Genomic DNA, 26,587 nt, shown 5'->3' with positions numbered 1-26,587 from the left:
GCGCTCTTGAAAATAACAGGGGCGGAGACTGAAATCAGCCTCCGCCCCCTTACCGGTTTACCGAAACCGGACACAGTTGGCATTTATTGCCTCTGTGTAACAATTTTTAACGCTCCTGAAGGATCCGGAGCATACGGCGCAGCGGCTCGGCAGCACCCCACAGGAGCTGATCACCCACGGTAAACGCGGAAATATATTCCGGCCCCATGGTCAGCTTGCGGATTCGCCCGATCGGAACGCTCAAGGTACCGGTCACCTTCGCTGGAGTCAGTTCCTCAATGGTCGCATCACGGTCATTGGGAATTACCTTCACCCAGTCATTGGCTTTCGCAAGGATCGACTCAATTTCAGAAACCGGGAGATCCTTCTTCAGCTTGATGGTCAGTGCCTGACTGTGGGAGCGCATGGCGCCAATCCGCACACAGATGCCGTCGATAGGAATCGGGTTATCGGAGCGGCCGAGAATCTTGTTGGTCTCGACACCCGCCTTCCACTCTTCCTTGCTCATGCCGTTGTCGAGCTGCTTGTCGATGAACGGGATAAGGCTACCGGCCAGGGGCACCTGGAAGTGCTCGGTCGGGAAACCATCCGAACGCATGGTTTCGGTCACCTTGCGGTCGATTTCCAGAATCGCGGAGGAAGGATCGTCCAGCTCGGTCTTGACGCTGTTGTTCAGCTCGCCCATCTGGTTCAACAGCTCGCGCATGTTCTGAGCGCCAGAACCGGAAGCCGCCTGATAAGTCATGGGCGACACCCACTCGATCAGATCCTGTTCCAGCAGCCCACCCAGAGCCAACATCATCAGGCTCACGGTGCAGTTACCACCGATGTAGTCCTTGACGCCTTTCTCGAGTGCGGCATCAATCACGTTTCGGTTCACCGGATCCAGAACAATCACGGAATGGTCGACCATCCGCAGCGTGGAGGCTGCATCAACCCAGTAACCTTCCCAGCCCGCGTCACGAAGCTTCTGATAAACCGCGCCGGTATAGTCGCCACCCTGACAGGTCACGATGACATCCATCGTTTTCAGAATCTCGACGTCAAACGCGTCCTGCAGAGGCGGAACCTCGTCTTTTCCCACGTCCGGCGCAGGCTTGCCAGCCTGGGATGTGGTGAAAAAGACCGGTTCGATATCGGCGAAATCGTTTTCTTCACGCATGCGCTGCATGAGGACCGAGCCCACCATGCCACGCCAACCTACAAGTCCAACTCGCTTCATGTGCGATCTTCAGACCTCGTTTTATGCCCGCCCCATACCTCTATCGCTGGCAGGGACAGGATGGATGATCCCGCGGCAACTGCATCGCGTTGCCGTCGGGTCTCAGATACGCCTGTCAGGGCCCGGTCTTTACAGCGCAGCCAGAACCGCCTCACCCATGTCCCGGGTGGACACTTTCTTTGCGCCCTCAGACATGATGTCTGCTGTTCGCAGACCCTGATCCAGGACCTTGCTGACCGCCGCTTCAATAGCTTCAGCGGCTTTTTCCTCATTCAGACTGTACCGCAGCATCATGGCGGCACTGAGGATGGTGGCCAGCGGATTGGCAATGCCCTGCCCGGCAATATCCGGCGCAGACCCGTGGCAGGGCTCATACATGCCCTGCTTTTCCGAGTTCAGCGACGCCGATGGCAACATGCCAATCGAGCCGGTGAGCATAGCCGCTTCGTCCGAAAGAATATCACCAAACATGTTGCCAGTCACAATCACATCAAACTGCTTGGGTGCACGGACCAGCTGCATGGCGGCATTGTCCACGTACATATGGGACAACTCCACATCCGGATATTCCCGGCGCAGATCGTTCATGATTTCCCGCCACAGAACAGTCACTTCCAGCACATTGGCCTTATCCACGGAGCACAACTTCTTGCCCCGCTGCTGCGCGGCCTCGAAAGCCACCCGCCCGATACGACGAATTTCCGATTCTGTGTAGGCGTAGGTGTTGTAACCCTGTCGCTCCCCGCTCTCCAGTTCTCGCACACCGCGCGGCTGACCAAAATAGATGCCGCCAGTCAGTTCACGGACAATCATGATATCCAGCCCGGAAACAACTTCCGGCTTCAGGGAAGAGGCGGAGGCCAGTTGCGGATAAAGAATTGCCGGGCGCAGGTTGGCGAACAGCTCCAGGTTGGAGCGCAACCCCAGCAGCCCCTTCTCCGGGCGCTTGGCCATGGGCAGACTGTCCCACTGAGGACCGCCAACCGCACCCAAAAGAATTGCGTCGGCTTTGGTCGCCTTCTCGAGGGTTTCATCCGGCAGCGGTGTGTCAGCTTCATCAATGGCCGCGCCGCCCACGAGGCCGGACTCGAAACTCAGGTCGAGATTGAACTGATCGTTGATCTTGCGAAGCACTTTTTCCGCTTCGGCGACGATTTCCGGGCCGATACCGTCGCCCGGAAGCATCAGAATTGTTCTGGACATGTTGTTTCCTTAATTCCATTCCTTTGTGTCGGATTACGCCTTCGGCTAATCCGACCTACGTTTTCTTATGTTCCGGCGTGATGACAGGTAGGTCGGATTAGCGGAAGCGTAATCCGACGCCAAAATCAGCTACCAGCGCCAAACAACCAGGGTGCGGTCTTTCGGCGGCTTTCTTCGTAGGCGGTGATCAACTCCGCATCCTCCAGAGTGACCCCGATATCGTCGAGGCCGTTCAGCAGGCAATGACGACGGAAATCATCCACCTCAAACCAAAAGGTTTCGCCGGACGGGGTAGTCACAGTCCTGGCTTCCAGGTCAACTGCCAACTGATAGCCTTCACTCTGCTCCACTTCCCGGAATAAACGATCGACGACTTCCTCCGGAAGAACAATGGGTAACAGCCCATTCTTAAAGCAGTTATTGTAGAAAATATCGGCAAAGCTCGGAGCAATAATCACCCGGAAGCCGAAATCCTCCAGAGCCCAGGGCGCGTGCTCCCGGCTTGAACCACAGCCAAAGTTACGTCGCGCCAACAGTACACTGGCGTTCTTGAAGCGGTCCTGATTCAGGACAAAATCCGGATTAATCGGACGGGCGGAACAGTCCTGATCCGGCTTGCCTTCATCCATATACCGCAACTCATCAAACAGGTTCGGGCCGAAGCCGGTGCGCTTGATGGACTTCAAAAACTGCTTGGGAATAATCATGTCCGTATCCACGTTGGAACGGTCCATGGGGGCGACAACGCCCTGGTGTTGCTTGAATGCGCGCATGGTTCTCTCCTGTGGATCAGTTCATCAGTTCGCGGACATCAACGAAATGACCGGTTACTGCGGCAGCAGCAGCCATGGCCGGGCTCACCAGATGGGTACGCCCGCCAAAGCCCTGACGGCCCTCGAAGTTCCGGTTCGACGTGGAAGCACAATGCTCCCCTTGCCCCAGCTTGTCGGCGTTCATGGCCAGACACATCGAACACCCCGGGTCGCGCCACTCAAGACCGGCCTCGATAAAGATCTTGTCCAGACCTTCCTGCTCCGCCTGGGCTTTCACCAGCCCGGAACCGGGAACCACCATGGCCTGCTTCAGAATCGGCGACACCTTCCGCCCTTTCACCACGGCCGCGGCCTCGCGCAGGTCCTCAATCCGGCTGTTGGTACAGGAGCCGATGAACACACGATCCAGCTTGATATCGGTAATCGCCATATTGGGCTGCAAACCCATGTACTTGAGAGCGCGAACAATGCCTTCACGCTTGATCGGATCGGCTTCCTGTTCCGGATCGGGCACCTTGCCATCAATTCCGGCCACCATTTCAGGCGACGTACCCCAGCTCACCTGCGGCTGGATTTCCGAGCCTTCGAGCTCAACAACCTTGTCGAAGACTGCATCGCTATCGCTATGCAGGGTCCGCCAGTAATCAACCGCAGCATCCCATTGCTCACCCTTGGGCCCGAACGGACGATTACGGACATACTCGATGGTGGTGTCATCAACCGCCACCATTCCAACCCGGGCACCAGCTTCGATGGACATGTTGCAAATAGTCATCCGCGCTTCCATGCTCAGCCCCCGGATGGCCTCACCGCCAAACTCGATGGCGTGACCGGTGCCACCGGCAGTCCCAATCTTGCCAATGATGGCCAGCACGACATCCTTACCGGTAACGCCCGGCCCCAACTTGCCGTTCACTTTCACCAGCATGTTCTTCATTTTCTGCTGAACCAGGCACTGGGTGGCCAGCACATGCTCAACCTCACTGGTGCCAATACCATGGGCAAGGCAGCCAAAAGCACCGTGAGTAGATGTGTGGGAATCGCCACAAACAATGCTCATACCCGGCAAAGTCGCGCCCTGCTCGGGCCCGATAACGTGCACAATACCCTGGCGCTGGTCCTTGATCTTGAACTCAAGAATCCCGAACTCATCGCAGTTCTTGTCCAGAGTTTCCACCTGGATCCGGGAAACCGGGTCAACAATGCCCTCAACACCCCGGTCACGGTCTGTGGTGGGCACGTTATGGTCCGGCGTCGCAATATTGGCATCAATCCGCCACGGCTTACGTCCGGCCAGGCGCAGGCCTTCAAATGCCTGAGGTGATGTCACTTCGTGCAGCAACTGGCGATCGATGTAAATCAAAGCCGAGCCGTCGTCGCGCTGCTTGACGAGATGATCGTCCCACAATTTATCGTATAAGGTCTTGCCCGCCATGGTTCTCTCTCACTCTCTGGGGGTTTTTGGTTCTGACGTTTGATGCCAACATCTTACCGCTTTGGGCTGGATAACCTCAATTCATGTTTTTTATCTTTGGCATCCGTTTTGGTTATACTTCGGTGAAGGTCGCATGTAGGAGACTGCCCAGACTCTGCGATTCTCAACAGACTTCGGGACCTTCGCTCAGATTGAAAATCAGGAACGAAAGCATGGATTCAAACGCATTAAAAGCTTTTCTGACCATTGTCGATCAGGGCTCATTTTCAGAAGCCGCGGAAACCCTGCACCTGACACAGCCGGCCATCTCGAAGCGCCTGGCCGCTTTGGAAAACCAGCTTGGCACCAGCCTGATCGATCGGAGCCACCGCCAGATTCGTCTGACCGATGCCGGCAGCCGGCTGCTTCCCCATGCACGTCGGATCCTTGATGAAATCCACAATGCCCGAGTGGCATTGTCGCCGGACTCTGGACAGGTCGAAGGAGAGCTGCAAATCATCGCCAGCCATCACATCGGTCTGCACCATTTGCCGAATTGGCTGCGACGGTTCAAACGGGAATACCCTCAGGTGTCCATCAACCTGCAATTCATGGAATCCGATGCCGCCTATGAACAGATGCGGAAACGTAATGCGGAGCTGGCATTCGTGACACTGAGCGACAGCATGGAACCGAGCTTTCATGTGTTTGCCCAGTGGCCAGACAGGATGGTGTTTGTGGCGGGCGCCGAGCATCCTCTGGCGTCTTTGAGGAACCCGGGCCTGCACGATCTTGCAAACCACCCTGCGCTTTTGCCGGACACCAGCACCGCGACCTATCGGGTTGTAAGCCGGTTGTTTCTGGAGGCGAATCTGCACCTGAATCCCCAAATGCCAACCAACTACCTGGAAACCATAAAAATGATGACCAGTGTGGGCCTGGGCTGGAGTGTCCTTCCCCTGCGCATGATTGACGACAGCCTTAGGGTGCTGAATGTGGGCAAGCCGGTTTCCCGCGTGCTCGGAGGAATCGGGTTATCCGGGCGACAGCTCAGCAACGCGGCCAAAGCCTTGCTCACCATCGTGCAGGAAGAAGAAGGCGCCTGAGGTTTACCCCTCGCCATGGGCTGGTGGCGGCCGAAGGCCTCGCCAGGTGACCACGATTGCGACGGCCATGGCCGCAGCACCGCCCCAGAAAGCCGCCGAGGTGCTGAACCCATCCACCAGGAAGCCCGACAACCAGGCCCCAAGGGCACCGCCAGCACCGAAAGTCAGGCCGCTGTAGAGGGCCTGACCCTGACCATGATGATGTTTGCCGAAAAAGCCCTGGATGTATTGGACGGAGATCGCATGCAGCGCACCGTAAGATGCCGCGTGAAGCAGCTGGGCGAATAGCAGAACGACGACAACATCCGTCAGTTCTGCGATCAGTACCCAACGAATCATGGTGAGCGTAAGCGCGCCAATCGCAATCTGGCGAACCGTGAAATTGCGAGTTAACCGGTGCATCACCAGAAACAGTGCGATCTCCGCAAACACGCCCAGCGACCACAGCAAACCAATCGACAGCTTGCTGTACCCGTGCTGCTCCAGATGGATACTGAAGAACGTGTAGTAGGCTCCGTGCGAAACCTGAAGCAGGAAATTCATCAGGAAGAACGTCACCACCGCCGGGTGCGTGACAATGGCCTTTAAACTGCCTTTTGGCGCTGGCGGCTTTCGCTCACCCCGCTCTGCAGGCACCAGAAACGCGGATACAGCAATGCCCGCAAACACCGGCAGCAGCAGCCACGGGAGATTCTGAATCGGCACCCGCTCCAGCAAACCGCCGACCAGCGCAACCGCCCCGATGAACCCTACCGAACCCCATAGCCGAACCCGCCCGTACTTCTCCTTGTTCTCGCCCAGTGTACGAAGCGTGATCACTTCATAGAGCGGCAGGATCGCATTCCAGAAAAAGGTAAACGCCAGCATCACCAACAGCAAGCCATAGAACCCTGGCTCCATAAACACACCGGCAAAGAACAGCGAACCGGTAATGGCACCGAACCGCACCAAACGCACTCGCTGGCCGGTTTTGTCCCCTAACCAGCCCCAAACACTGGGAGCAACGATTTTGGTGAGCTGAATAGTCGCCATGAGCGTGGCGATCTGGAGGTAGGAAAAGCCCTGCCCTTCAAGGTAAAGAGACCAATACGGCAGGAGCCCGCCTAGAAGAGCGAAGAACCAGAAATAGAGGTTGGAGAGTCGAAAGTAAATAGCTAAACCTCTCTCAGACTATCGGAAAGGCGTGGCGGTTTTGGCGGGGCTGGCCTCCCAAAAATGTGGAGCGCCAGGGATGGCGCGACCAAGCCCTACAGGGAAGTATTCACGGGCGTTTTTTGGGAGGCCAGCCCCGCCGAAACCGCTTCACCCAAGCCGGCTCAGAGCTGCCCAATCACCGGCGTAGACACAGACACATCCGCATTCTGCCCCCGATGCCGCAGATAATGATCCATGAGTACAATGGCCATCATCGCCTCAGCGATCGGCGTCGCCCGGATTCCGACGCAGGGATCGTGACGTCCGGTGGTAATTACCTCACAGGGATCGCCATTCACATCAATGCTCCGGCCCGACAAACGCAAACTCGACGTCGGCTTAAGCGCAATACTGGCGACAATCGGCTGGCCGGATGAAATGCCACCCAGCACACCCCCGGCATTGTTCGACAGAAACCCCTCCGGCGTCATCTCGTCACGATGTTCGGTGCCCTTCTGGTCAATGCTGTCGAAACCGGCGCCAATCTCGACGCCCTTCACCGCATTGATGCTCATCAGTGCATGGGCAAGATCCGCATCCAGGCGGTCAAAGATCGGCTCGCCAAGACCCGGTGGCACACCGTCGGCAACCACATTAATCCGGGCACCGATGGAATCCCCCTCCTTGCGCAGGGCATCCATATAAGCTTCCATCTCGGGAACCTTGTCCGCATCTGGGCAGAAGAACGGGTTCTGGTGAACCTGATCCCAATCCAGTTTCTCGGCCTTGATGGGCCCCAGTTGCGACAGATAGCCGCGAATGCGGATACCCAGGCGCTGTTCCAGGAATTTTCTCGCAACAGCACCCGCAGCAACCCGCATGGCAGTCTCACGGGCAGACGAACGACCACCGCCGCGATAGTCGCGAACACCATATTTGTGCATGTAGGTGTAATCAGCGTGAGCCGGACGAAACTGTTCGGAGATCTTTGAGTAATCCTTGGACCGCTGATCGGTGTTTTCAATCAGCAGGCCAATCGGTGTTCCAGTGGTCTTGCCCTCGAAAACGCCTGACAGGATTCTCACCTCGTCGGCTTCACGACGCTGGGTCGTATGCCGGGAGGTACCCGGCTTACGGCGATCCAGATCGCGCTGCATGTCCGCTTCCGAAAGTTCAAGTCCCGGAGGGCAGCCATCGATGATACACCCCAGCGCAGGCCCGTGGCTCTCGCCGAATGAGGTAACCGTAAACAGTTTTCCGAAAGAGTTTCCCGACATAATTCAGTATCTTGTTCAGCTTTTATGAGAATTCAGTTTAACTGGAAGCCTGCCACTGACGAAGGTCCGGCTCGGTGATCAGAAAGACGCCATCTCCCCCGTTCTCGAACTCCAGCCAGGTCAGTGGCAGATCCGGATAGGTCTCATCCATTGCAACCCAGCTGTTACCGACTTCCACGACCAGTAGCCCGCCAGGCGTAAGATGCTCACCCGCTTTGGCAATGATTCTGTGAGCGATATCGAGACCGTCTTTACCGGCGGCCAGCCCCAGCTCAGGTTCGTGGCGGTATTCGTCCGGCATGCTGGAGAGATCGCCTGCATCCACATAGGGCGGGTTGCTCACGATCACATCGTAGCGGCCTTCGATATTGTCAAAGACATCGGATTGTACGGTACGGACCCGCTCGCGGACTCCGTGAAGGTCGATATTGGATTCAGCCACTTCAAGTGCATCCGGAGAAATATCCGACAGGTCCACTTCCGCCTCGCCGAAAACAGACGCCGCACCAATGCCAATGCACCCGCTCCCGGTGCAAAGATCAAGGATGCGTTCCACCGGCTTGTCTCCCAGCCACGGCTGAAAGCCATTCTCGATCAGTTCACCAATGGGCGAACGCGGTACCAACACCCGTTCGTCAACATGAAAGGGCATGCCCATAAACCAGGCTTCACCAAGCAAATACGCGAGAGGTACGCGCTCATCCACGCGCCGGCCGATTCTATCCAGAACCAGTTCCCGCTCTTCCCGCGTTAGACGGGCGTCCAGGAACAGCGTGTTGTTTTCAAGGGGAAGGTGCAGGCTACGCATGACCAGCTGAACGGCTTCATCCCAGACGTTGTCCGTGCCATGACCGAAAAACAGAGGCGAAGCAGCAAACCGAGAGGAGGCGTAGCGGAGGTAATCGCGAACGCTGTGAAGGTCGTCAATAGGGCTGGTCACTAACGTACATCCTGTGCAAGAGCGTGTCAGCGCGGAATTATACGCTGTTTATCCGCTCGACTGCAGCCCGCACCCGCCAACAAATCACTCAGATAGCCAGTGGCCCGGAGCTGTTCCGGCTTTCTTCAAACCGGTCCAGCGCAGCGGCCATCCGTTCACGGCCCAGCTGAATCAGCTCCGGCGCCTTGTGATAATCGTAACTCCGACAGGCATTCTTGGGGACGTTGACCAGCAAATCCGGTGGGTAGCCGGCAATCTTGTACTGCACCAGCGCGCTCTGCATGGTCTCGATGGTCAGGTTCATCACATCGAATTTGCCGATTCCGAGCTTGTCCCAGTCGATGGTTTCGTGTTCTTCCTGGCTCTTCTTGTCAGCCGGTTTTTTCTCCGTCTGCTTTTGATGCTCTTTCTTGTGCACTGCCCGACTGATCTTTTCTTCCGGGCTGTCACCGTTATCGGGCTTTCGGGCTGTCAGGGATTTCAGGGCGTCCCAGTCGAACCAGCGCGATGCTTTTTCACGAATCGTGTCCACCCATTCGTCCATGTCCTTGTTTTCATGCTCCACCGGAGAAAACGCCGCATCCGGAATCCGGCGTCTGCGGTCATCCTCACCACTCAGGTTGACCGCCACAATCATATCAGCGTGGGAGGAGATGGTCGGAATGATCGGTAGCGGATTAAGCAAGGCTCCGTCGACCAGAACCCGGCCATTGAGGACCAGGGGCGTGACAACGCTGGGAATCGCTACAGAGGCACGTATGGCCTGATCCAACGGACCTTCCTGGAACCAGATTTCCTTGTGGGCAAGCAGATCCGTAGCCACGGCGGTAAAGGAAATGGGCAGATCCTCAATCCGGGTGTCCCCAAGCATTTCCCGAACGACAGAAAAGATCTTCTCTCCGCGAATGGCCCCAACCGAGTTGAAGGTGACATCCAGCAGCTTCAGGACATCAAACTGGCCAAGACCCGTAACCCAGTCCTTGTAGTCTTGCATCTTGCCGGCGCCGAACATCCCGCCAATCAAGGCTCCCATGGAACAGCCTGAGATTGCGACAATGTCGTAGCCGCGCTCTACAAGAATTTCGATGGCGCCAATGTGGGCATAGCCCCGGGCGCCGCCGCTGCCAAGAGCCAGAGCGACCGTCTTGCGTGGTTTGTTTCGGTTATCCAGTTTTCCCGGGTTTGCCGGAGCACGGGTAGCAGAAACATCCGAGCTGCTCATGACCTTAGAGACGTTGTCCTGCGGATCTTTCTCTGAGGGCTTGTCCTTTGGATCCTTCTCGTCATCCTTTGATGTGCCCATAATCATTACCTCGAGATCACTACCACTTCTACCCGGTCGCCCTGCCGGTCTGGATCACTGAACACGCCTGCCGGCCCCACAACGATTATCTCCTGCTGGGCCCGTGAAACGCCCGTTTTGGACAGGACCTCCGACAACGACTCGGTAGCCAGGCGGGCACGCTCCATCGCATCACTGAACGACTCATCAGTCTCCAAAACAGAATAGCCCACCAGTGCAACCACCGTTCCCTCTTCACGGGCCAGATCATTCACCCGCCTACGATCCGTTGCCTGCCAGTCGAACCGGTAGGTTACACCGCCTTGCCAGGGAACAATAATCGGCCCTTCAACGCGGTTGGCCATGGTGCCAAAGCCGGGAATCGTCGCTCCGGATTCGACCCGCAGGTGCTCCACCCAAACGTACTCCCGAAGGTTGCCGCGAGTCACCGTGTAAATGAGGGTAAGCCAACGAGCGCCGTCCTCGGCAACGGTGCCCGCCACCAGGTAATCCTGGGTTGCATCGCGACCGTAGAGAACAGCCTGATTAAAGATCTGGTTCGCCCACACGTTGCTTCTTCCACAACGGATACTTGAGCACTCAAACAGAATCTGGGCGTTTCTCTGGCGCAACAGACCCAGGTAGTGATCCCGCGCCTCCTCGCGACTCGAGTCGCGGGCAATCCGATACAGGCGCCCTTCTCCAGTCACGGGCAAGCGGGCCAGGCTTTCAGAGCGGATCTCGTTATTGACTTCCCTCACGGGGCTGAACAATACCAGGTGTCCCGACGACTGAATCGAGACCGTATCTTCAAGCGTCGACTGTTGATAGGCCTCGGGCATAGCCTCCGGAGCAGACTGTACACCGGAAGACAGTGCCAATAATCCGAGGATCGGAACCAAGAAACGTGTGAACAGTAATTTCAGCAAGCGATTACTCATTTTCCAGAAATTGTCTGATGGCGGTTGCAGCCGGCCCGGTCTCGCCATCCAGATGGCAATGGTGACCTCCCGGCACGTTTACGATCTGGAGGTTGGCGATAGCGTCAGCGCGTTGATCCAGATCCTTTCTGTACGAAAGAAGTCCTGCATCGGCTCTGACAAAAAGTACACGGGTTTCAATAGCGGACAGCGAAGCCAGCACCTGCTCTTCGGTCATCATCAATGGAGACGGGTGCCGTAACCTGGGATCGGTCTGCCAGACGTAGCCCTCTCCCTCGGGTTTCATGTTGCGCGGAATGAGCGTCAGCGCGGCCTCGGGGCTGAGCGGGCTCAGCCCGCCCTCCCGGGCTTTGGCGGCCGTGGCGATATCCGGATAGACAACCTGGCGGCCAGAGCCAGCGATGCGCTTTTTCACAGCTTTTCGGAGCTGGGGAATGGTTTCCTGAACCGGACGACTCAATGCGCCCAGGCTGTCGATCATCACCAGGTTTCGAATTCGCTCCGGAAAGGCAGCCGCATAGAGCGCTCCGACAATCCCCCCGAGCGAGTGCCCGACCAGGTTGATCCTGCCATCCGGCGTTTCCTGGAAATAACGCTCAACCAGTTCGGCCAGATCCGCCACATAGTCCATCAAGAGGTAGCTTTGCCCCTCCGGGCGGTGGCCGGAATGGCCATGCCCGGCAAAGTCCAGCGCGTAGACGGGCCCGAGTGTCGCCAGTTCCGGTGCCAGCTTCACAAAAGTCAGGCTGTTATCGAGCCAGCCATGCAGCATGATAATTGGAGTTCTGCCCTGGGCACCGGGAATCGAGGGCCAACTAAGGCCTGCCAGGGTTATATGCCGGAGTTTCCAATCGGACTCGCGAAACGCCCGGGCGGGCTCTGCAATGCTTTCGCCTATGACCTGGTTTCCGGGGGTGTCCGTGGGAAACGACATGTCGCTCATCCAGGCTCCGCCTTTACATTGTATGGGTGGGGCGATCGGAGCTCAGAGAGCCTGCCAGATAGGATTCAATCTTGGTTCGGGCGGTTTCGTCATCACCGTTGAACTGGACACCGATTCCCGCCGCGCGGTTGCCCTGGGCACCTTTGGGCGTTATCCAGATTACCTTGCCGGCGACCGGAATTTTTTCGGGCTCGTCCATCAGATTAAGAAGCAGAAAGACTTCATCGCCCAGTTGATATTGTTTCTGGGTCGGGATGAACAGACCACCCTGGCGGATATAAGGCATGTACGCCGCGTAGAGCACTGCTTTATCTTTAATTGTCAGGGTGAGTATGCCACTGCGCGCACCAAAACCTGGCCCCATAACTGACACCTTTCTCTTAGATCGTTTTGAACGGTTATCGGGATCTAAAAATCCCTTTCATTCCGGAATCATAGCAGTTGTTGCCCTCAAAGGCGCAATTCTGCCGGGATATCTGCTAGGCCACCGGGCGTTTCACCGGCATCAGCTTTTGCCAGGCGATCAGAAGGCGACTGGCTTCCAGCTCGGGGCTGGCATTGTAGACACCCGCTGCCCGTGACTCCTTCACCATATCGAGCAACTCGTGGGCCCGCCAACCGGGCGTCGTTTTGGCCAGAAAGCCGAGCATATCGGCGGCATCGGCGTCCCGAGCACTGCCCCCCACTATCAAACGTGCCAGATCAGCCGCCCAGGTTTCGAACAACCAAAGCGTATCCTCCAGGCCCATGGACTTGAACGCCCGCGCGGCCTCACCGACCGGAATCCTGGACTTCATGAAATCCTTGAATCGGTCGAGGGCCGTGTCCCGCAAACCGATGAAATCACCTGTTGCATAGTCCAGTGCCAACCTCGGTGCATTGCCCGCCAGCATCAAAGCTTTGGCCAGAACATCTACAGACGGTTGTGCATCTTCGGGAAGATCGTTTACCCGACTGGCGAGCCACTGGTTCGCTTCGCTGTTACCGGGCACCGGAACCGTCAATGTCTGGCATCGGGACCGGATAGTCGGCAGGACCGGACGACCGCTCTCCTGCAACAGAATCAAGGTCACGTCGGGCAGCGGCTCTTCAAGGGTCTTGAGCAATGCGTTCGCCGCATTGATGTTCAACTGATCCGCCCGGTCAATAATCGCCACTTTATGGTGGGCCACCTGCGGAGACGCCACCGCAAACGACGAAAGAGCCCTGACCTGATCCACCTTGACCATACGGGACTTTTCCGGCGCATAAATCCGGATATCCGGGTGGCTGGCGGCTGCCAGAAGTTCACATTGTTTACAGCGGCCACAGGCAATGGGCTGGCCCGCTTCACGACCCAATGGCTGATCGCACAGCAGCAGCCCGCCGACAGCCTCTGCCCAGGCCCGCTTACCCACACCACACTCACCAACGAGTATAAGAGCGTGGGGGAGTCGGTCTTCTGCGACCCGGCTCTGAACCGTCTGCCAGGCACGGCGCAGCCAGGGCATGTCTTGGGCAATATCAGTCACTGGGTCTTCCTGTGCGGGTTCCGGATCTGCGCAGTTGGCGCTTCATGGTTGCAAGCAAGCGGCGCATACGCTTCAACTGCTCAACGCCCTCGTCGTCTTTACCAGCGCTATAGTAATGGCTGTTCACCATCCGGGCAAAAAGCCTGGCAGAATCCCCTGCAGCCGGTTCTGCTTTTGCCAGTCTTGATGCAAGAACCGACGGCGTTTCACCGTGACGGACAGGCACGCCTGCACTCGCGCACAGACGGTGCCACGTATCCACCACCCTCCGGAACGCGTCTCGCCGTTCTCCGCGGCGCATCTGAAACGCGGAAATGAGTCCAGCGATTAGCAAGCCGGCACCAACGATACCTGCCGTCATGTATCCCAATTCGCGCATTCCAAAACCACCGGGCAACCTGGACATCAGATCCATCTGGCTCTGGCCCTGATAGCCAACGACCCAGCGCTGCCACTGGTAGTTGATTCGATCCAACTGAAGACTTGCCCATTGCACCAGGGCAACATCCGCATAACGCTGGGGAGAGGCCCAGTTGTTTTCCAGGAAGGATCCCTCCTCTGCCATCGCATCTCTCAGGCCTGACTCAATCCTATCCGGTGCAATGGCGGCCGTCGGATCGATTCTCACCCATCCGCGGCCGTCAATGTAGGCCTCAACCCAGGCATGGGCATCGTACTGCCGCACAATCAGATAATCGCCCCCTGCCCCGTTTTCGCCCCCCTGATAGCCGACAACAACGCGCGAGGGAATACCGGCAGCGCGCAACACGAAGGTGGTTGCGCCAGCATAGTGGGCGCAAAACCCTCGCTTCTCGTCGAAAAGCAGGGAATCAATGCCGTCTTCAGGCATGCCAGGAGGTCTGAGAGTGTAAAAGTATTCCTGTTCTCGAAAACGCTGCAACAGGGTACGAACGACCTGCTCGTCGCCCATCGTGCGGCGAAGTTCCCGCGCAAAGTCTCGCGCTCTGGGGTTGCCTTCCTGCGGCAACTGCAGATAACGGCGCAGTTCGGCAGCGCTTTGTGTTTCGGCAACAGACGCCTCGCTCTCGAGTGCCAGCCTGTAACGCACCGGACTGTCAGCCGGCCGCCGGAAACGGAAAAGATCGGCGCTGTCTTCGAACACGTTATCCGATACCGCACGGGAACTTTCCAGGGCGAATGCCCAGCGCTGATCAGTCGGTTCGAGTAACACGTCATACTGGTTTGGCTCAAGCTCACCGATGCCACCGTCAACCGCCACGCGGCCCAGCGGACGAAATGCCTCCTGTTGACCCTGGCGCCAGGTTTCTCCATCCAGATAGTCGAGAATAAGCCCCCGCCAGTAACGATCCCGATAGGCGGGCATCTCGCCGCCAAAGGTTACCCGGAACGCCCTCTCACTGCTCTGGGCAAGGTTGGAAATATCCCCGGGTCGCATGGTGTCGCTGATGCCGGTGCGAGCCTCACCCGAAACGAGCGGCACGCTCCACAAAGGCGACATCCGCGGGAAGAAAACAAACAACAGGACCACAATCGGCAGTGTCTTCAGGAACATCCCACCCAGTCTGCGCCAGCCAGAGGTCATTCCCCCGGGTAATTCCGGCGCATTCAGCACCTGTAACCCCACCAGCAATAGCGCTATGCCGGCGAAATTCACCAGGGCCCACAGAATCTCCTGATGGAACAGAAAATTGACCGTTGCCAGATAGACAAGGATAAAAAACAGAACATAGAAGTCCCTGACTGACCGGGTCTCCAGCCATTTGAGACCCACCGCCAGAACAAAAAACGAGGCGGCAGTGTCCACCGTAAACCGCCCCTGAACCGTTGCGACATAAACACCAATCAACACCAGCATGATTCCGGTGCGCAACAAGCGGCCGGGAAGCCTTACCCGCCCGTACTGCGCCAGCCATCGCCATGCGGCCAACACTGCACAGGCGGCGATCAGCCACAGGGGCAGACGGTCCCACTGGGGCGACAGCAACAGGGCAAAACTGGCAATCAGCCAGAGCAAAGCCCTGGAAGGCAGATTGGTCGTCGTCCCTTCGTCCGACTCATTGCCTCTCAGGCGGTCCATTAAACTCAAGCCTGACCCTCCGCAACCCACTGGGAAGTTGTCTCTCTTGGTTTCTTTCGCGTTCCATGGGGCTCAGCCATCGCATCCCGCGGCCGCTCCTCACCCCAAGTTGCCAATACACGGAGGCACCGGGCCGCATGGGCCGGACCGGAATCAGGCTCGATGATCTGCCCCGGAAGATTCAATCCAAACCGCACACCACTGCGGCCACGTTCGTTTACCAGATACGCCAGGTAACTCAGCCGCAGTTCATAATCCGCGCCCGGATAGGCATTAAAATCCAGCCAGTAGGGACTGCCCTGCTCACCCTCCCAGTCGGCAACCACCATCTGCCCGGTTCGTGCAAACCGCTTCCAAAGCACCCGCTGGCTCAGATCACCTTCCCGCCAGGGCCGGATATCGGCATGATCGTTACCTTCAACGGACCGTGCCTCCGCAGACTCCTCGCCATCCTCGACGGTGCTGAAAGCCTCTGGCGCAGGAACCGGCCGTGGGAACACAACCCCGGCTGACACCGGCCGAAGCCAGGACCAGGCCTTCAGAAGACCAAACGGAAAACGGGTTTCGATACGAACCCGGTCGGGCCGCAAATAGCCCCGATGAGCGGAATGAACCGGCAAAGTGACATCCTCAGACTGCCCTGAGTGGACGTGCACCGGCGCAAGACCGGATTCCTCGCAAGAGAGCAGCATGGCGATGGCATCATCCCGACCAGCCTTCAAACGAAGGCGGAAAGGGATATCATCGCCGGCAAAACCTTCTCCCGGCTGAACCAGGGTGAGTTCAAGGCCCGACAGGTTCCGATGGGTCTGGTGCATGGCCCCGACAAACACAGCGCCCAGCAGGAAGGTAGTCAGGTAAATGAGGCTGTTCTGATAATTGATGCCGGTTAACAGCATGATGACCAGCAAAAGCCCAAACACGACCCCTGCCCCGGTGGGCAGAATGAAGATGTTTTTCTGACTGAAGATCTGGAGATCGGACCGCGGAATCCGTCGGTTAATCCAGCGACGAAATCGGTTTCTGAACGGATTTTTCATAGTGTCACTGAGGCCCTGCAACGCCAAAAAAGTTCATGGTATTCGACCATGATTTTGCTGTGATTAATAACAGTACCGAAAAATGAAAGATTCTGATCACAATCCCGGATCTTCCAGCTTGAATTCCTGTCCTACAAACCGAATACTCGGCTCAGGGAGCGTATTTTTTAAACAACAAGGGTCCAGATTATGAAACGCCGACACCTGCTCACCAGCGCCATCAGCAGTCTGGTTGTTGCTTTACCTGCCTATGCTGGCGTTCAGACCATGACCTCAGACGAAATGGTGGAAACCTACGTGAAGGATTCCGCCGTTATTGTTGTGCCCAAAGAGCGGAAGAAATCCGACGCCGACCGGCAACGCATTCTGCGCTCCCTCACTATTTCTCCCGGCGAACCGGTGCTGACCGAAGCGGAAGAAGAAGCCTACCGGGACGCCCTGCAAAGGTACGTTGATGAAGGCAAGACCGATGCGCTGGAAAACGCCGAAGAGGAATTTCTACGGCGCGCCCTGCTCCTGCCCCAGGAAGAAATCGCCCGGGCTCAGCCGCCGGCTGAGTTTACGCCAACGATTCCACCGATAATCTTCGGACAGCAGGCCCAGATTCCAGAGGAGCCTTTTACACAGACGTTTCTTAACGATCAACTGGGAATTGGCTTTGATGGGCAAAACCTGAATTTCAGCATTGGTAACCCGCCGGGGATTGACCAGATCCAGGTTCCACAAGCTATCAATGAAGGGCCGGTTACTTTGACCCCAAGGCCTGGTGGTGGGTTTGATCTTTCTATTGCGGTGCCGGATCAGTAACGCAGAATTCGTTGATTCGATTTGAAAACGGCAGCCAGGATTGGCTGCCGTTTTTTATTGGCTCGAGTTTTCTTCTAGCCAATAAAAACGCCCCGCGGAGCGGGGCGTTTCACCAACACTAGTTTCAGGTCAGATTACTGGTGACCATAAACCTTCATGGTGGTATTGGTAACGGCCAGGTTGTCCATACGGAAGGAACCGATAGACTCCCCGCCGATCTCAACAGCGCCAACACCGATATCAGCTACGAACTGTGGAACGCTGATTTCAAGCGCGTCGTTGCCAGTAGCAGCAGATGTGCCTTTTCCAACGGTAATCTGTGCTGAAGCGAACAGACCTGCGGCATCGGTAGGCTGGCCGCTGGTTTCAACCTGCTCGAAGTACTGTGCACCGTAAACTGTCAGATCACGCACATTCACGCCAAGGAAATCTACGTCCATGTCCATGTCAGTCACGTTGAAGCCAACGTTCATGATCAGGTTGTCAGTCGCAGTATCAACACGGATGTTCAACAGCCCAAGGTTACCTTCAATGCCGATGTTGCTGGCCAGCAGAGTGCTGTCGCCGCTGCCATCGGTTGCGTTCAGGGAAGCAGAACCAACACCAACAGCATAGTCGATCGGAGCGCCGGAAATGCTGTGAACGTCGATAACTGCATCGCCATCGGCTTCTACATCGATGTCAATCAGCAAGTCATCAAGTGAGCCGTCCACACCGGTCACGTTACCGTCTACATCACGCTCAACAGAGCCGCCACCAATGTAGATGTCGTTCACTGCGAGGTAACCTTCGTCGGTGTAGCGGAACTCACCGATGCTTACTTCAGTTTCCAGTTCGATGGTTACACCAGCCTGACCGGTCACGTTGCCCATGGCACTGTCATCCAGTGCTTTCAGGTCAGCGTGGGCTGCAAACGGAGCTGCAGCAACGGCAGTTGCCAGTGCGAGTTTCTTCAGGCCTTTCATAACGTTCTCCTTTCGGAACAAATTGTTTTTATTTCCATGCATGCAGACTGTTTGGTTTACTTTTGTATCTGCACGGCTACAGAGTACGTCAGAGGTAACAAAATGTTCCGTGACCACCTTCACAGTAAACAATAATTAGATTGTCCGACATGACTGGATCATTCGGCGGCTTCCTCATCAACCTTGATATTGAATATCTGCTTCTCCATGTCCACGACAACCTGGTCACCGAAACGAGCCTTGCCCTCTTTGATGGTAAAGGGCACCAGCTGGGCCAGCGTCGGTCCGAAAATATGTTCCATCTCCACAACCAGAACCTTTTCGGCGTTGGCCTCCTTGTTAGGGTTATCCGCTGTATAGAAGATGGCGGTTGCCCCGATCTTGCCCTTCTTGACCAGCGCAATCAGGGAACGACGGAGGACCTCTAGAGCCATTTCCGCGGGCATCTCTTCAGCCTGCTTGATACGGATCGCCTTGGTCTTGTCGCCGGTATCCGTCACCACAGCGAACGGCTTTACGCCACCGGACACTACAATTCGGTCTGAGAGGTTATCGACGCCTTTTTGATACATTCGCTCAAACTGTTTCTGCACCATTTGTTTGACCTCATCCTCGGTGGCACCTCCACTCTGCGCATACAACTCTCCCAAAGGCAGAATCAGAAAGATCAGAAACATTGTGGCCCGCACTGCCCTCGAAGTATTTTTCATTAGCTTTCTCCCGTCTCATTCAAGGTTCGCCATCGGCTCATGACAGCAAACTTCTGATTTTTTTGTATTAAGAATGGCCGCCAAACTCAGTTAGAATATCGGCTAGCGCCCCAAATTGGCGCCCAACTGGAACAGCCCCTCATTAGAGCAGCGGCTCAGCAAACGCGACAACGCCCGTTTTGTGTGCTGTTTATCATTTCTCGAAGAATCCGGAGGGACCTTGAACCCGGCAACCACGCGTGAACTCAATCGGGATGGCTACCATCGCCTGCTAAGCCATGCCTGCCGGGAAGCGGATTTCGCCTATATCGGGAGTGTCGGTCACGGCCCCGCCCGAGGAGTCTTCAGCGGTTTTTCTGCCAGAGCTCGCGCCACCGAAGTACTCCAATACCCTGTGCCTCCGGATTTCTGCTCCGATCAGCTTGCGCAGAGCATGGAAAGCCTCGTCCGCCAGTTCCAGATCGAACAGGAACCCAACCCGGAATGCCTGTCCGGCGGGTGGATTGGATTTCTCGGTTATGAGCTCGGGTATGTCAGGGAAAGCCGTCTCAGGGAGCTCTGTCCATCTGTGGATGCTCCCCTTATGTCTGCAGGATTTTACCTTTGGACGGCAAGTCACAATCGCAAGACAGATCAATATTGGCTCTGGATTCATCCGAAGTGCCCTGGTGAGACACGGGATCTGCTGGAGCAGTGGCTGGGCTCGGACGAACCCGCAGCCACCACCGGATGGTCTATGGTTTCCCGATTTCAGCCCAGGCAAACACCGAGCGCCTTCAGGGCCAGCGTAGAAAGGGTTCGCCAATACATTGAGGCCGGAGATTGTTATCAGGCGAATCTCTCGCAGGAATTTTCTGGCGGTTTCACAGGGGATCCCTGGGAAGCATTCCAGGCGCTTTCGGATTCTAATCCAACGCCCTACAGTGGTTTCATCCGAGCCGGAGAGGCATCCATCCTATCGGTCTCCCCCGAACGTTTTCTCGAGATACACGATCGCACCGTAACCACCAGCCCCATCAAGGGCACCAGGCCAAGAGGCAGTACGCCGGAAACAGATCTGGCCTACGCCTCTGAACTGGAAGGCTCCGAAAAGGACCTCGCCGAAAACCTGATGATCGTCGACCTGCTCCGGAATGATCTGGGCCTGAACGCAAAGCCTGGCAGCGTGAAAGTCGACAAGCTCTTTGCTCTTGAGTCCTACAGGAACGTTCATCACCTCGTCAGCCACATTCGCGCGGAACTTGCCGACGGTGTTACGCCGTTGAAGGCTCTGTTTGATGCCTTCCCGGGTGGTTCCATTACGGGTGCGCCGAAGATCAGGGCTATGGAAATCATCCGGGAGCTTGAGCCCCACTGGCGTGGCCCCTACTGCGGCTCGATTTTCTATCGCGGACTGGATGGCACGCTGGACAGCAATATTGCGATTCGAACCATGCTGTGTGACGGTCAGGGCACCATTCGGTGCTGGGGTGGTGGCGGTATTGTTGCGGATTCAGATCCCGAGGATGAGTATCAGGAGACGCTCGCAAAAGTCGGGTCTTTAATGCGGTTTCTGGAAGAATTGGTTATTGAGAAAGCGTAGGCAAGGGGTCAGAAGAAAGCTTTCATCTGACCCCATTTTCAGCTTTTGGCTCAGGCGTTGTGAATAGCACTCGCCTTGAGAAACTCCTGCCTGAGATCCTCGAAGTTGTGCACCGCAGGGAACTGCGGGAACTCATCAATCACGTTCTGTGGAGCGTGGAACAGTATGCCGGCTTCGGCCTGTCCCAGCATGGTGGTGTCGTTGTAGGAATCACCGGCCGCAATCACCCGGTAATTCAGCAACTGGAATGCCCTCACGGACTGGCGCTTGGGGTCGCGTTGGCGCAGCAGGTAATTGGTGATCTGGCCGTCGTCTGCGACTTCAAGCTTATGACACAGCAACGCCGGATAACCCAGCTTCTTCATAAGGGGCATGGCGAATTCGTAGAAGGTGTCGGACAGAATCACGACCTGGAAACGCTCACGCAGCCAGTCGAGGAACTCACGGGCACCGGGCAACGGGTCCAGCTCGCCGATCACCTCCTGGATTTGCGGAAGGCCATAGCCGTGCTGGTCCAGCAGATTGAGGCGCTGCTTCATCAGCACGTCATAATCCGGAATATCGCGGGTGGTCGCCTTGAGCTCTTCAATGCCGGTCTTTTCGGCGAACGCGATCCAGATTTCCGGGATCAATACTCCTTCAAGGTCAAGGCATGCCAGTTCCACAACGATCTCCTGCTTCAATTGGTTAAGGGCAACGTCGGTTTGTCCGTCTGTGCCGCTATTCGGAGCGTATGATAAGAAAAACCGGGCGGGATTGCATCGTAGAAGTGTAACCCCTGGCTTTTAAGCGCGGAATAACTATATAGATCGTCATTCCTTCAGGATATGAGGCATTTAATGGTAGCCTTTTCGTACGTTTAGATCTTTTTGCACATCAAGACAAGGCAATCCCGGGCCATGACCGATATTCAAACCTTGCGGGAAGAGCTCGAAGGACAGAGTCCCCGTTCGATTCTCAAAGCCGCCCTGAAACAGTACGACAACATCGCCATCTCTTTCAGTGGCGCAGAGGATGTCGTGCTGATTGAAATGGCACACAAACTGACCGATAACCTGAGGGTTTTTACCCTGGATACAGCCCGCCTGCATCCGGAAACCTACGAGTTTGTTGAGCGGGTGCGCAAGCACTACGGCATCGAGATCGAGGTTCTGTTTCCAGACGCCCAGGAAGTTCAGGATCTGGTTAACAAGAAAGGCCTGTTCAGCTTCTACCAGGATGGACACAGTGAATGCTGCGGCATTCGCAAGGTCAACCCCCTGCGCCGCAAGCTGGCGACGGTTGACGCCTGGATTACCGGGCAGCGCAAGGACCAGAGCCCGGGCACCCGCAACGACGTGCCGGTGGTTCAGGAAGACACCGCCTTCTCGACGGATGAAAAAACACTGGTGAAGTTCAACCCACTGGCTAACTGGACGTCAAAAGAAGTCTGGGACTACATCCGGATGTCCGAGGCACCCTACAACGAACTGCACGAGAAAGGCTTTGTCAGCATCGGCTGCCAGCCCTGTACCCGTCCTGTCCTGCCCGGTCAGCATGAGCGTGAAGGCCGCTGGTGGTGGGAAGAAGCCACGCAGAAAGAATGCGGCCTCCATGCCGGCAACCTGATCGCCCGGGAATAACCCGGGCGTCTCCTGCCCGCTCACCTTTTAGTGAGTGGGCAGCTCGACATCCTTGAACAGTTCTTCGATTTCAGACCGGCTGCCCTGATGGGAAACAGCCTCGTCCACCTTTTCTTTGGTGAGATGGGGCGCGAACCGGTGAATAAAGTCATACATATAGCCCCGCAGGAAAGTCCCCTTTCGGAACCCGAGTCGTGTGACACTGGGACGGAAAAGCTTGCGGGCGTCGAGCGCAACGAGGTCGGTGTCCGTTTTTGGATCGAATGCCATGCTCGCGACAATTCCCACACCGAGCCCCAACCTTACGTAGGTCTTGATCACGTCTGCATCCGCTGCAGTAAATACCACTTTCGGTGTCAGTCCCTGGGACTGGAACGCCTCATCAAGTTTCGAGCGCCCCGTAAAGCCGAACACGTAAGTCACGAGCGGGTATTCCGCCAGCTCCGGTAGTGTCAGTTCCGGCAGTTTCGCCAGTGGATGATCCTTCGGCACGATGACGCTCCGATTCCATTTGTAGCATGGCATCATGATCAGGTCGTTAAACAGCTCCATGCCCTCGGTAGCAATGGCAAAATCGACCGCCCCGCTGGCTGCCATTTCGGAGATCTGCATTGGCGTGCCCTGATGCATATGCAGGGAGACGTCCGGGTACTCCTCTATAAAACCACTGATAATCGGGGGCAGTGCATAACGGGCCTGGGTATGCGTGGTGGCGATGCTGAGATCACCTTTTCGCTGGTTACTGAATTCCTGGGCAATCTTCTTGATGCCCTCAACCCGCCGCAGGATTTCGCCGGCCTCGCGAATAATGATCTCGCCGCCTGGTGTGATTCTGGTGAGATGCTTGCCGCTGCGGGCAAACACTTCAAGCCCCAGCTCGTCCTCCAGCAGGCGGATCTGTTTGGAGATACCGGGCTGGGACGTGAACAGACTCTGGGCGGTTGCTGAGACATTCAGGTCGTGATGCGCAACTTCCCAGATATAGCGCAACTGTTGTAGTTTCATTGAATCTGCTGCTCCCTGGAGATCGAAGGACCTTGTTGAAGAATACGCATAAAAATACAGATTTTCATTCTTTTTTAATATAGGCAACTGCTTTTACACAGTTTAGACCAAAATCGCATTTGCGCAGCCCCTGATAAAACCCTGAAGCCAGGAAAAGCCCCCTCCAACCCTTGACTTGGCCAATACAAAGGACACAATCCGTAATGCCCTGTCTGGGCACATCAACACTCCAGTTCTCAGGGAATCCATGCTGCTCACCACAAAGTTTCTTCGGCCAACGTCAGATTCGCGAGCGGTTAAACGTGAGCGGCTGAGTGCCTTGCTTGAGTCCCGGGCTCCGAAAAAACTGAATCTGGTGATTGCGCCGGCCGGGTTTGGCAAGACCACTCTGGTAGCGCAATGGTGTTCAAGGGTCTCCTCCCCCACCGCCTGGCTCTCTCTGGATGAACACGATGATGAGCCTCGGCGATTCTGGCAGTACCTGATAGGTGCTTTTGAACAAGCCGGCCTGACCGGCGCGTCCGATTTGCGCAAACAACTGGCTCACCAGTCAGATGACACGTTTACCGAAGCCATTACCGGCCTGATCAACACGCTGGCTCATGATGGCAGCACGTGGTCGCTGGCGCTGGACGATTTCCACTTTATTGGCAACCCGGCCATCCACAGGCAGTTCGCCTATTTCATTGACTATCTCCCGCCGGGTGTTCTGGTAACCCTGGCGTCCAGGACCGAACCGCCACTGCCCCTGGCCCGCTGGCGCGTCCGTCGGTGGATTCAGGACATCCACCCTGGCCTGTTGGCCTTTTCTGAAGACGAATGCCGTAAGTTCTTTCACGACACCATGGGCCTTGATATCGCCGACGAGGATGTCAACGCGATCTACCGGAAAACCGAAGGCTGGGTCGCTGCCATGCAGCTGTCCGCATTATCCGGAAAGGACGCCAGCACTAGTGGAAACCAGATAAATCTGGATGAGCGCCACATCAGCGATTATGTGTTGAGCGAAGTACTTGAGCAGCAACCCCGGGAGCTTTCCGACTTTCTGCTTGAAACAGCCTGTTGTCCCCGGCTATGTGCGTCCCTCTGTGATTCGATACGTGGGTCCGATAACAGCCAGGAACTGCTTGAAAAACTTCTCAGCCAGAATCTGTTTCTGATCCCGCTGGATACCCGGAACGAGTGGTTCCGCTATCACGACCTGTTTCGGGATGCTCTGCTACTCAGGATAAGCCACACAGATCCCGACTCGGCAACGCGACTCTGGCACCGCACGGTGGACTGGTTATTGGCCCATGGCCACGTGCAAGAAGCCATTGCCCAGATCGTCCGACAGGAGGACTGGTCCCGGCTTGCCCGGGTGCTCGCTGAGCATGGCAACAACCTGATTCATGGCGGTTATCATCTCCCCGTGCTGGACTGGATTGATGCCCTGCCACAGGATCTTGTCATCGACAATCCGCAACTCCAGATGCTCCGGATCTGGGGGCTGTTCTTTGCCAACCGCATGGATAGTCTGGAGCCCCTGCTGTCCGGCCTGGAGGATCTTCTGGACCGGCAGGTAGCAGACTCCCATCCGGATGCCGAAGGGGCCCTCGGGCTGCAAAGTGAGATCTCGCTGATGCGCTCCTATCTGGCTCGCACCCGGAGTGACGACAAGAGCGCCGCAGATCTCACAAGACAGGTGCTCAGGGAGATTGACCACACTCGCATACCGTTAAAGTCGGTTACCTATTACGGCCTGGGGCTGGATTACTACGGCAAGGGTGAACTCACCGAAGCCGAAGACTCGCTCCAGTCGTCGGTCCGTTACGGACAGGTCGAACATAAGCCCAGTACGGTTCTTTCCAGTGGCGGCCTGCTGGCGTGGATTCAGTACAATCGCGGCGATATCGATCTGGCCTTGGAGACCTGCACCGAGATCCGGCACTGGGTAGACAAACACTATGCGGACCCAACTCAGCCAAGACTCATTTCATGCTGGCAGAACAGTACACTCTGTGAGATTCATCGCGAACGAAATCACCCCCAGCTAGCAGCCACGCACCTGAAACCGTTGCTGGAACATGTGGAGCGGGGCACCGAACCGGGACAGCACGTGATCATTCAGTACGTGCGTGGCCACCTGGCTTTCAGCGAAGGCCGGCTGCAGGACGCGATTGACGCGCTCGAAGACGCATCCCAGATTGCCCGAAAGCGACGAGAGCAAATCGTTTTCGAGCCGCCCGCAAGCACTGCCCTTCTGGCACGCTGCTACCTGGCCTCAGGCCATCCGGAAAAAGCCCGGGCCTGCCTGGATTCCCGAGCCGATACCGAGTTCACCAATCCGCTTCATCTTGAACAAAGCCGGATCAGCGAGGCGCGGGTGCTGGTGGCACTGGATCAGCCCGAGCGTGCCCAGGAGATACTCAGCGCTCTTCTACAACCGGCTGAACGCAACGCCCATAACCGGCATCTGGTGGAAATTCTGTTGGTCTATGGCGAAGCACTGGCAAAACAGGAACGGACCAATGAATCGGAGCAAATGCTGACCCGTGCGATAAAACTGGCCAGCGAGGCCGGGTTCATGCGGCTTTTTGCCGAGGAAAGCCCGGATCTGCGTGCCCTCCTCCTTGGTTTGCCAGCGCTGGATGAACCCGGAAGCTGGAACGCGAGCGTCAGGAAAATGCTTCTCGATCAACGGCAGTCTGGCGAGGGCCATTCTGAAACAAAAGCCAGTGCCATTTCTGGTGAGCGTGGTCGTACGACACTAAACGCCGAAACACTGCCTGAACCTCTCAGCCAGCGAGAACTTGAAGTGCTTGCGCTGATCCATGCGGGCCATGCCAACAAGGAAATTGCCGCAAAGATGGACGTTGCCCCGGCTACGGTGAAGGCCCACATTCGCAACCTCTATGGAAAGCTTGGCGTGGGCCGCAGAACCGAGGCTCTGGCTAGGGCCCGGGAACTGGGGTTGCTGCAAGGCTGATTTCGAGCCCCTCGAAACGTGACGCGCATCACACTTTGCACCAACAATTTAAGCCCGCTACGCCCTTTGGACGATCCGGCTAC

23 protein-coding genes are annotated in these 26,587 nt (G+C 56.6%); 5 read left to right on the top strand and 18 right to left on the bottom strand.

The genetic code is table 11. From position 1 onward, the window contains the following. Positions 1 to 106 precede the first annotated feature (106 nt). The 4 genes from asd to leuC form a co-directional block, all read right to left on the bottom strand. Positions 107 to 1,222, bottom strand: coding sequence for an aspartate-semialdehyde dehydrogenase (asd, locus tag ACWJ62_RS16555; protein ID WP_449287186.1), 1,116 nt, complete (start codon positions 1,220 to 1,222; stop codon positions 107 to 109). Positions 1,223 to 1,351: 129 nt separating this feature from the next. Then, complete coding sequence (gene leuB / locus ACWJ62_RS16550) at positions 1,352 to 2,425, bottom strand: 3-isopropylmalate dehydrogenase (RefSeq protein WP_449287185.1); 1,074 nt, start codon at positions 2,423 to 2,425, stop codon at positions 1,352 to 1,354. Between the two features lie 125 nt (positions 2,426 to 2,550). Further along, the gene (leuD, locus tag ACWJ62_RS16545; protein ID WP_449287184.1) at positions 2,551 to 3,198 is read right to left on the bottom strand and encodes a 3-isopropylmalate dehydratase small subunit; all 648 of its coding nucleotides are present in this window, start codon (positions 3,196 to 3,198) and stop codon (positions 2,551 to 2,553) included. Positions 3,199 to 3,214: 16 nt separating this feature from the next. Beyond that, on the bottom strand, positions 3,215 to 4,633 hold the full coding sequence (gene leuC / locus ACWJ62_RS16540; protein ID WP_449287183.1) for a 3-isopropylmalate dehydratase large subunit: 1,419 nt from the start codon (positions 4,631 to 4,633) through the stop codon (positions 3,215 to 3,217). Between the two features lie 212 nt (positions 4,634 to 4,845). Here leuC and ACWJ62_RS16535 point away from each other — a divergent pair, with 212 nt between their 5' ends. Beyond that, positions 4,846 to 5,718 carry a LysR family transcriptional regulator gene (locus ACWJ62_RS16535; protein ID WP_449287182.1) on the top strand — a complete coding sequence of 291 codons (873 nt, stop codon included), beginning with the start codon at positions 4,846 to 4,848 and terminating at the stop codon, positions 5,716 to 5,718. Positions 5,719 to 5,721: 3 nt separating this feature from the next. On the opposite strand, the gene ACWJ62_RS16530 is transcribed toward ACWJ62_RS16535, so the two are convergent. The 10 genes from ACWJ62_RS16530 to ACWJ62_RS16485 form a co-directional block, all read right to left on the bottom strand. Continuing rightward, positions 5,722 to 6,870, bottom strand: a complete 1,149-nt coding sequence (locus tag ACWJ62_RS16530) for an MFS transporter (RefSeq protein ID WP_449287308.1) — start codon at positions 6,868 to 6,870, stop codon at positions 5,722 to 5,724. 164 nt (positions 6,871 to 7,034) lie between these two features. Further along, positions 7,035 to 8,129, bottom strand: coding sequence for a chorismate synthase (gene aroC / locus ACWJ62_RS16525; RefSeq protein ID WP_449287181.1), 1,095 nt, complete (start codon positions 8,127 to 8,129; stop codon positions 7,035 to 7,037). A gap of 37 nt (positions 8,130 to 8,166) precedes the next feature. Then, positions 8,167 to 9,069, bottom strand: coding sequence for a 50S ribosomal protein L3 N(5)-glutamine methyltransferase (gene prmB, locus ACWJ62_RS16520; protein WP_449287180.1), 903 nt, complete (start codon positions 9,067 to 9,069; stop codon positions 8,167 to 8,169). Positions 9,070 to 9,157: 88 nt separating this feature from the next. Then, a complete protein-coding gene (locus ACWJ62_RS16515) occupies positions 9,158 to 10,372 on the bottom strand; it encodes a patatin-like phospholipase family protein (RefSeq protein WP_449287179.1) in 1,215 nt (404 codons plus the stop codon). A gap of 5 nt (positions 10,373 to 10,377) precedes the next feature. After that, complete coding sequence (locus ACWJ62_RS16510) at positions 10,378 to 11,292, bottom strand: DUF4892 domain-containing protein (RefSeq protein WP_449287178.1); 915 nt, start codon at positions 11,290 to 11,292, stop codon at positions 10,378 to 10,380. After that, entirely contained in the window at positions 11,285 to 12,235 is a 951-nt protein-coding gene (locus tag ACWJ62_RS16505) for an alpha/beta fold hydrolase (protein ID WP_449287177.1), read from the bottom strand. Before ACWJ62_RS16505 ends, ACWJ62_RS16510 begins: the two co-directional genes overlap by 8 nt. A 13-nt stretch (positions 12,236 to 12,248) precedes the next feature. Beyond that, the gene (locus tag ACWJ62_RS16500; RefSeq protein ID WP_008171779.1) at positions 12,249 to 12,599 is read right to left on the bottom strand and encodes a PilZ domain-containing protein; all 351 of its coding nucleotides are present in this window, start codon (positions 12,597 to 12,599) and stop codon (positions 12,249 to 12,251) included. Positions 12,600 to 12,714: 115 nt separating this feature from the next. Then, entirely contained in the window at positions 12,715 to 13,746 is a 1,032-nt protein-coding gene (locus ACWJ62_RS16495; protein WP_449287176.1) for a DNA polymerase III subunit delta', read from the bottom strand. Next, positions 13,739 to 15,805, bottom strand: coding sequence for a transglutaminase TgpA family protein (locus ACWJ62_RS16490; RefSeq protein WP_449287307.1), 2,067 nt, complete (start codon positions 15,803 to 15,805; stop codon positions 13,739 to 13,741). Before ACWJ62_RS16490 ends, ACWJ62_RS16495 begins: the two co-directional genes overlap by 8 nt. Before the next feature lie 5 nt (positions 15,806 to 15,810). Continuing rightward, positions 15,811 to 16,845, bottom strand: a complete 1,035-nt coding sequence (locus ACWJ62_RS16485; protein ID WP_449287175.1) for a DUF58 domain-containing protein — start codon at positions 16,843 to 16,845, stop codon at positions 15,811 to 15,813. Positions 16,846 to 17,034: 189 nt separating this feature from the next. On the opposite strand from ACWJ62_RS16485, the gene ACWJ62_RS16480 reads away from it, so the two are divergent. Further along, the gene (locus tag ACWJ62_RS16480; protein ID WP_053115377.1) at positions 17,035 to 17,652 is read left to right on the top strand and encodes a hypothetical protein; all 618 of its coding nucleotides are present in this window, start codon (positions 17,035 to 17,037) and stop codon (positions 17,650 to 17,652) included. Between the two features lie 134 nt (positions 17,653 to 17,786). Here ACWJ62_RS16480 and ACWJ62_RS16475 read toward each other — a convergent pair whose 3' ends face one another. After that, positions 17,787 to 18,617 carry a DUF6160 family protein gene (locus ACWJ62_RS16475; RefSeq protein WP_230706519.1) on the bottom strand — a complete coding sequence of 277 codons (831 nt, stop codon included), beginning with the start codon at positions 18,615 to 18,617 and terminating at the stop codon, positions 17,787 to 17,789. A gap of 158 nt (positions 18,618 to 18,775) precedes the next feature. Further along, complete coding sequence (locus tag ACWJ62_RS16470) at positions 18,776 to 19,327, bottom strand: hypothetical protein (RefSeq protein ID WP_449287174.1); 552 nt, start codon at positions 19,325 to 19,327, stop codon at positions 18,776 to 18,778. Positions 19,328 to 19,547: 220 nt separating this feature from the next. On the opposite strand from ACWJ62_RS16470, the gene pabB reads away from it, so the two are divergent. Continuing rightward, positions 19,548 to 20,909, top strand: coding sequence for an aminodeoxychorismate synthase component I (gene pabB / locus ACWJ62_RS16465; RefSeq protein WP_449287173.1), 1,362 nt, complete (start codon positions 19,548 to 19,550; stop codon positions 20,907 to 20,909). Between the two features lie 50 nt (positions 20,910 to 20,959). On the opposite strand, the gene thrH is transcribed toward pabB, so the two are convergent. Next, on the bottom strand, positions 20,960 to 21,574 hold the full coding sequence (gene thrH / locus ACWJ62_RS16460; protein ID WP_449287172.1) for a bifunctional phosphoserine phosphatase/homoserine phosphotransferase ThrH: 615 nt from the start codon (positions 21,572 to 21,574) through the stop codon (positions 20,960 to 20,962). Positions 21,575 to 21,784: 210 nt separating this feature from the next. On the opposite strand from thrH, the gene ACWJ62_RS16455 reads away from it, so the two are divergent. Further along, positions 21,785 to 22,531, top strand: coding sequence for a phosphoadenylyl-sulfate reductase (locus tag ACWJ62_RS16455; RefSeq protein ID WP_449287306.1), 747 nt, complete (start codon positions 21,785 to 21,787; stop codon positions 22,529 to 22,531). 27 nt (positions 22,532 to 22,558) lie between these two features. On the opposite strand, the gene cysB is transcribed toward ACWJ62_RS16455, so the two are convergent. Continuing rightward, on the bottom strand, positions 22,559 to 23,536 hold the full coding sequence (gene cysB / locus ACWJ62_RS16450) for an HTH-type transcriptional regulator CysB (RefSeq protein ID WP_008171800.1): 978 nt from the start codon (positions 23,534 to 23,536) through the stop codon (positions 22,559 to 22,561). Between the two features lie 247 nt (positions 23,537 to 23,783). Between cysB and ACWJ62_RS16445 the strand changes: the two genes are divergently transcribed. Next, the gene (locus tag ACWJ62_RS16445) at positions 23,784 to 26,504 is read left to right on the top strand and encodes a LuxR C-terminal-related transcriptional regulator (RefSeq protein WP_449287171.1); all 2,721 of its coding nucleotides are present in this window, start codon (positions 23,784 to 23,786) and stop codon (positions 26,502 to 26,504) included. The last annotated feature ends 83 nt before the right edge of the window (positions 26,505 to 26,587 follow it).

It is taken from the genome of Marinobacter sp. PE14, from assembly GCF_053566155.1.
This window is presented reverse-complemented; position numbering and strand designations above follow the sequence as displayed.

Coding starts and splice junctions, on each gene's coding strand:
- asd (WP_449287186.1), bottom strand. CDS start 1,222: ATGAAGCGAGTTGGACTTGTAGGTTGGCGTGGCATGGTGGGCTCGGTC.
- leuB (WP_449287185.1), bottom strand. CDS start 2,425: ATGTCCAGAACAATTCTGATGCTTCCGGGCGACGGTATCGGCCCGGAA.
- leuD (WP_449287184.1), bottom strand. CDS start 3,198: ATGCGCGCATTCAAGCAACACCAGGGCGTTGTCGCCCCCATGGACCGT.
- leuC (WP_449287183.1), bottom strand. CDS start 4,633: ATGGCGGGCAAGACCTTATACGATAAATTGTGGGACGATCATCTCGTC.
- ACWJ62_RS16535 (WP_449287182.1), top strand. CDS start 4,846: ATGGATTCAAACGCATTAAAAGCTTTTCTGACCATTGTCGATCAGGGC.
- aroC (WP_449287181.1), bottom strand. CDS start 8,129: ATGTCGGGAAACTCTTTCGGAAAACTGTTTACGGTTACCTCATTCGGC.
- ACWJ62_RS16515 (WP_449287179.1), bottom strand. CDS start 10,372: ATGGGCACATCAAAGGATGACGAGAAGGATCCAAAGGACAAGCCCTCA.
- ACWJ62_RS16510 (WP_449287178.1), bottom strand. CDS start 11,292: ATGAGTAATCGCTTGCTGAAATTACTGTTCACACGTTTCTTGGTTCCG.
- ACWJ62_RS16505 (WP_449287177.1), bottom strand. CDS start 12,235: ATGAGCGACATGTCGTTTCCCACGGACACCCCCGGAAACCAGGTCATA.
- ACWJ62_RS16500 (WP_008171779.1), bottom strand. CDS start 12,599: ATGGGGCCAGGTTTTGGTGCGCGCAGTGGCATACTCACCCTGACAATT.
- ACWJ62_RS16490 (WP_449287307.1), bottom strand. CDS start 15,805: ATGGACCGCCTGAGAGGCAATGAGTCGGACGAAGGGACGACGACCAAT.
- ACWJ62_RS16485 (WP_449287175.1), bottom strand. CDS start 16,845: ATGAAAAATCCGTTCAGAAACCGATTTCGTCGCTGGATTAACCGACGG.
- ACWJ62_RS16480 (WP_053115377.1), top strand. CDS start 17,035: ATGAAACGCCGACACCTGCTCACCAGCGCCATCAGCAGTCTGGTTGTT.
- ACWJ62_RS16475 (WP_230706519.1), bottom strand. CDS start 18,617: ATGAAAGGCCTGAAGAAACTCGCACTGGCAACTGCCGTTGCTGCAGCT.
- ACWJ62_RS16470 (WP_449287174.1), bottom strand. CDS start 19,327: ATGAAAAATACTTCGAGGGCAGTGCGGGCCACAATGTTTCTGATCTTT.
- cysB (WP_008171800.1), bottom strand. CDS start 23,536: ATGAAACTACAACAGTTGCGCTATATCTGGGAAGTTGCGCATCACGAC.
- ACWJ62_RS16445 (WP_449287171.1), top strand. CDS start 23,784: ATGCTGCTCACCACAAAGTTTCTTCGGCCAACGTCAGATTCGCGAGCG.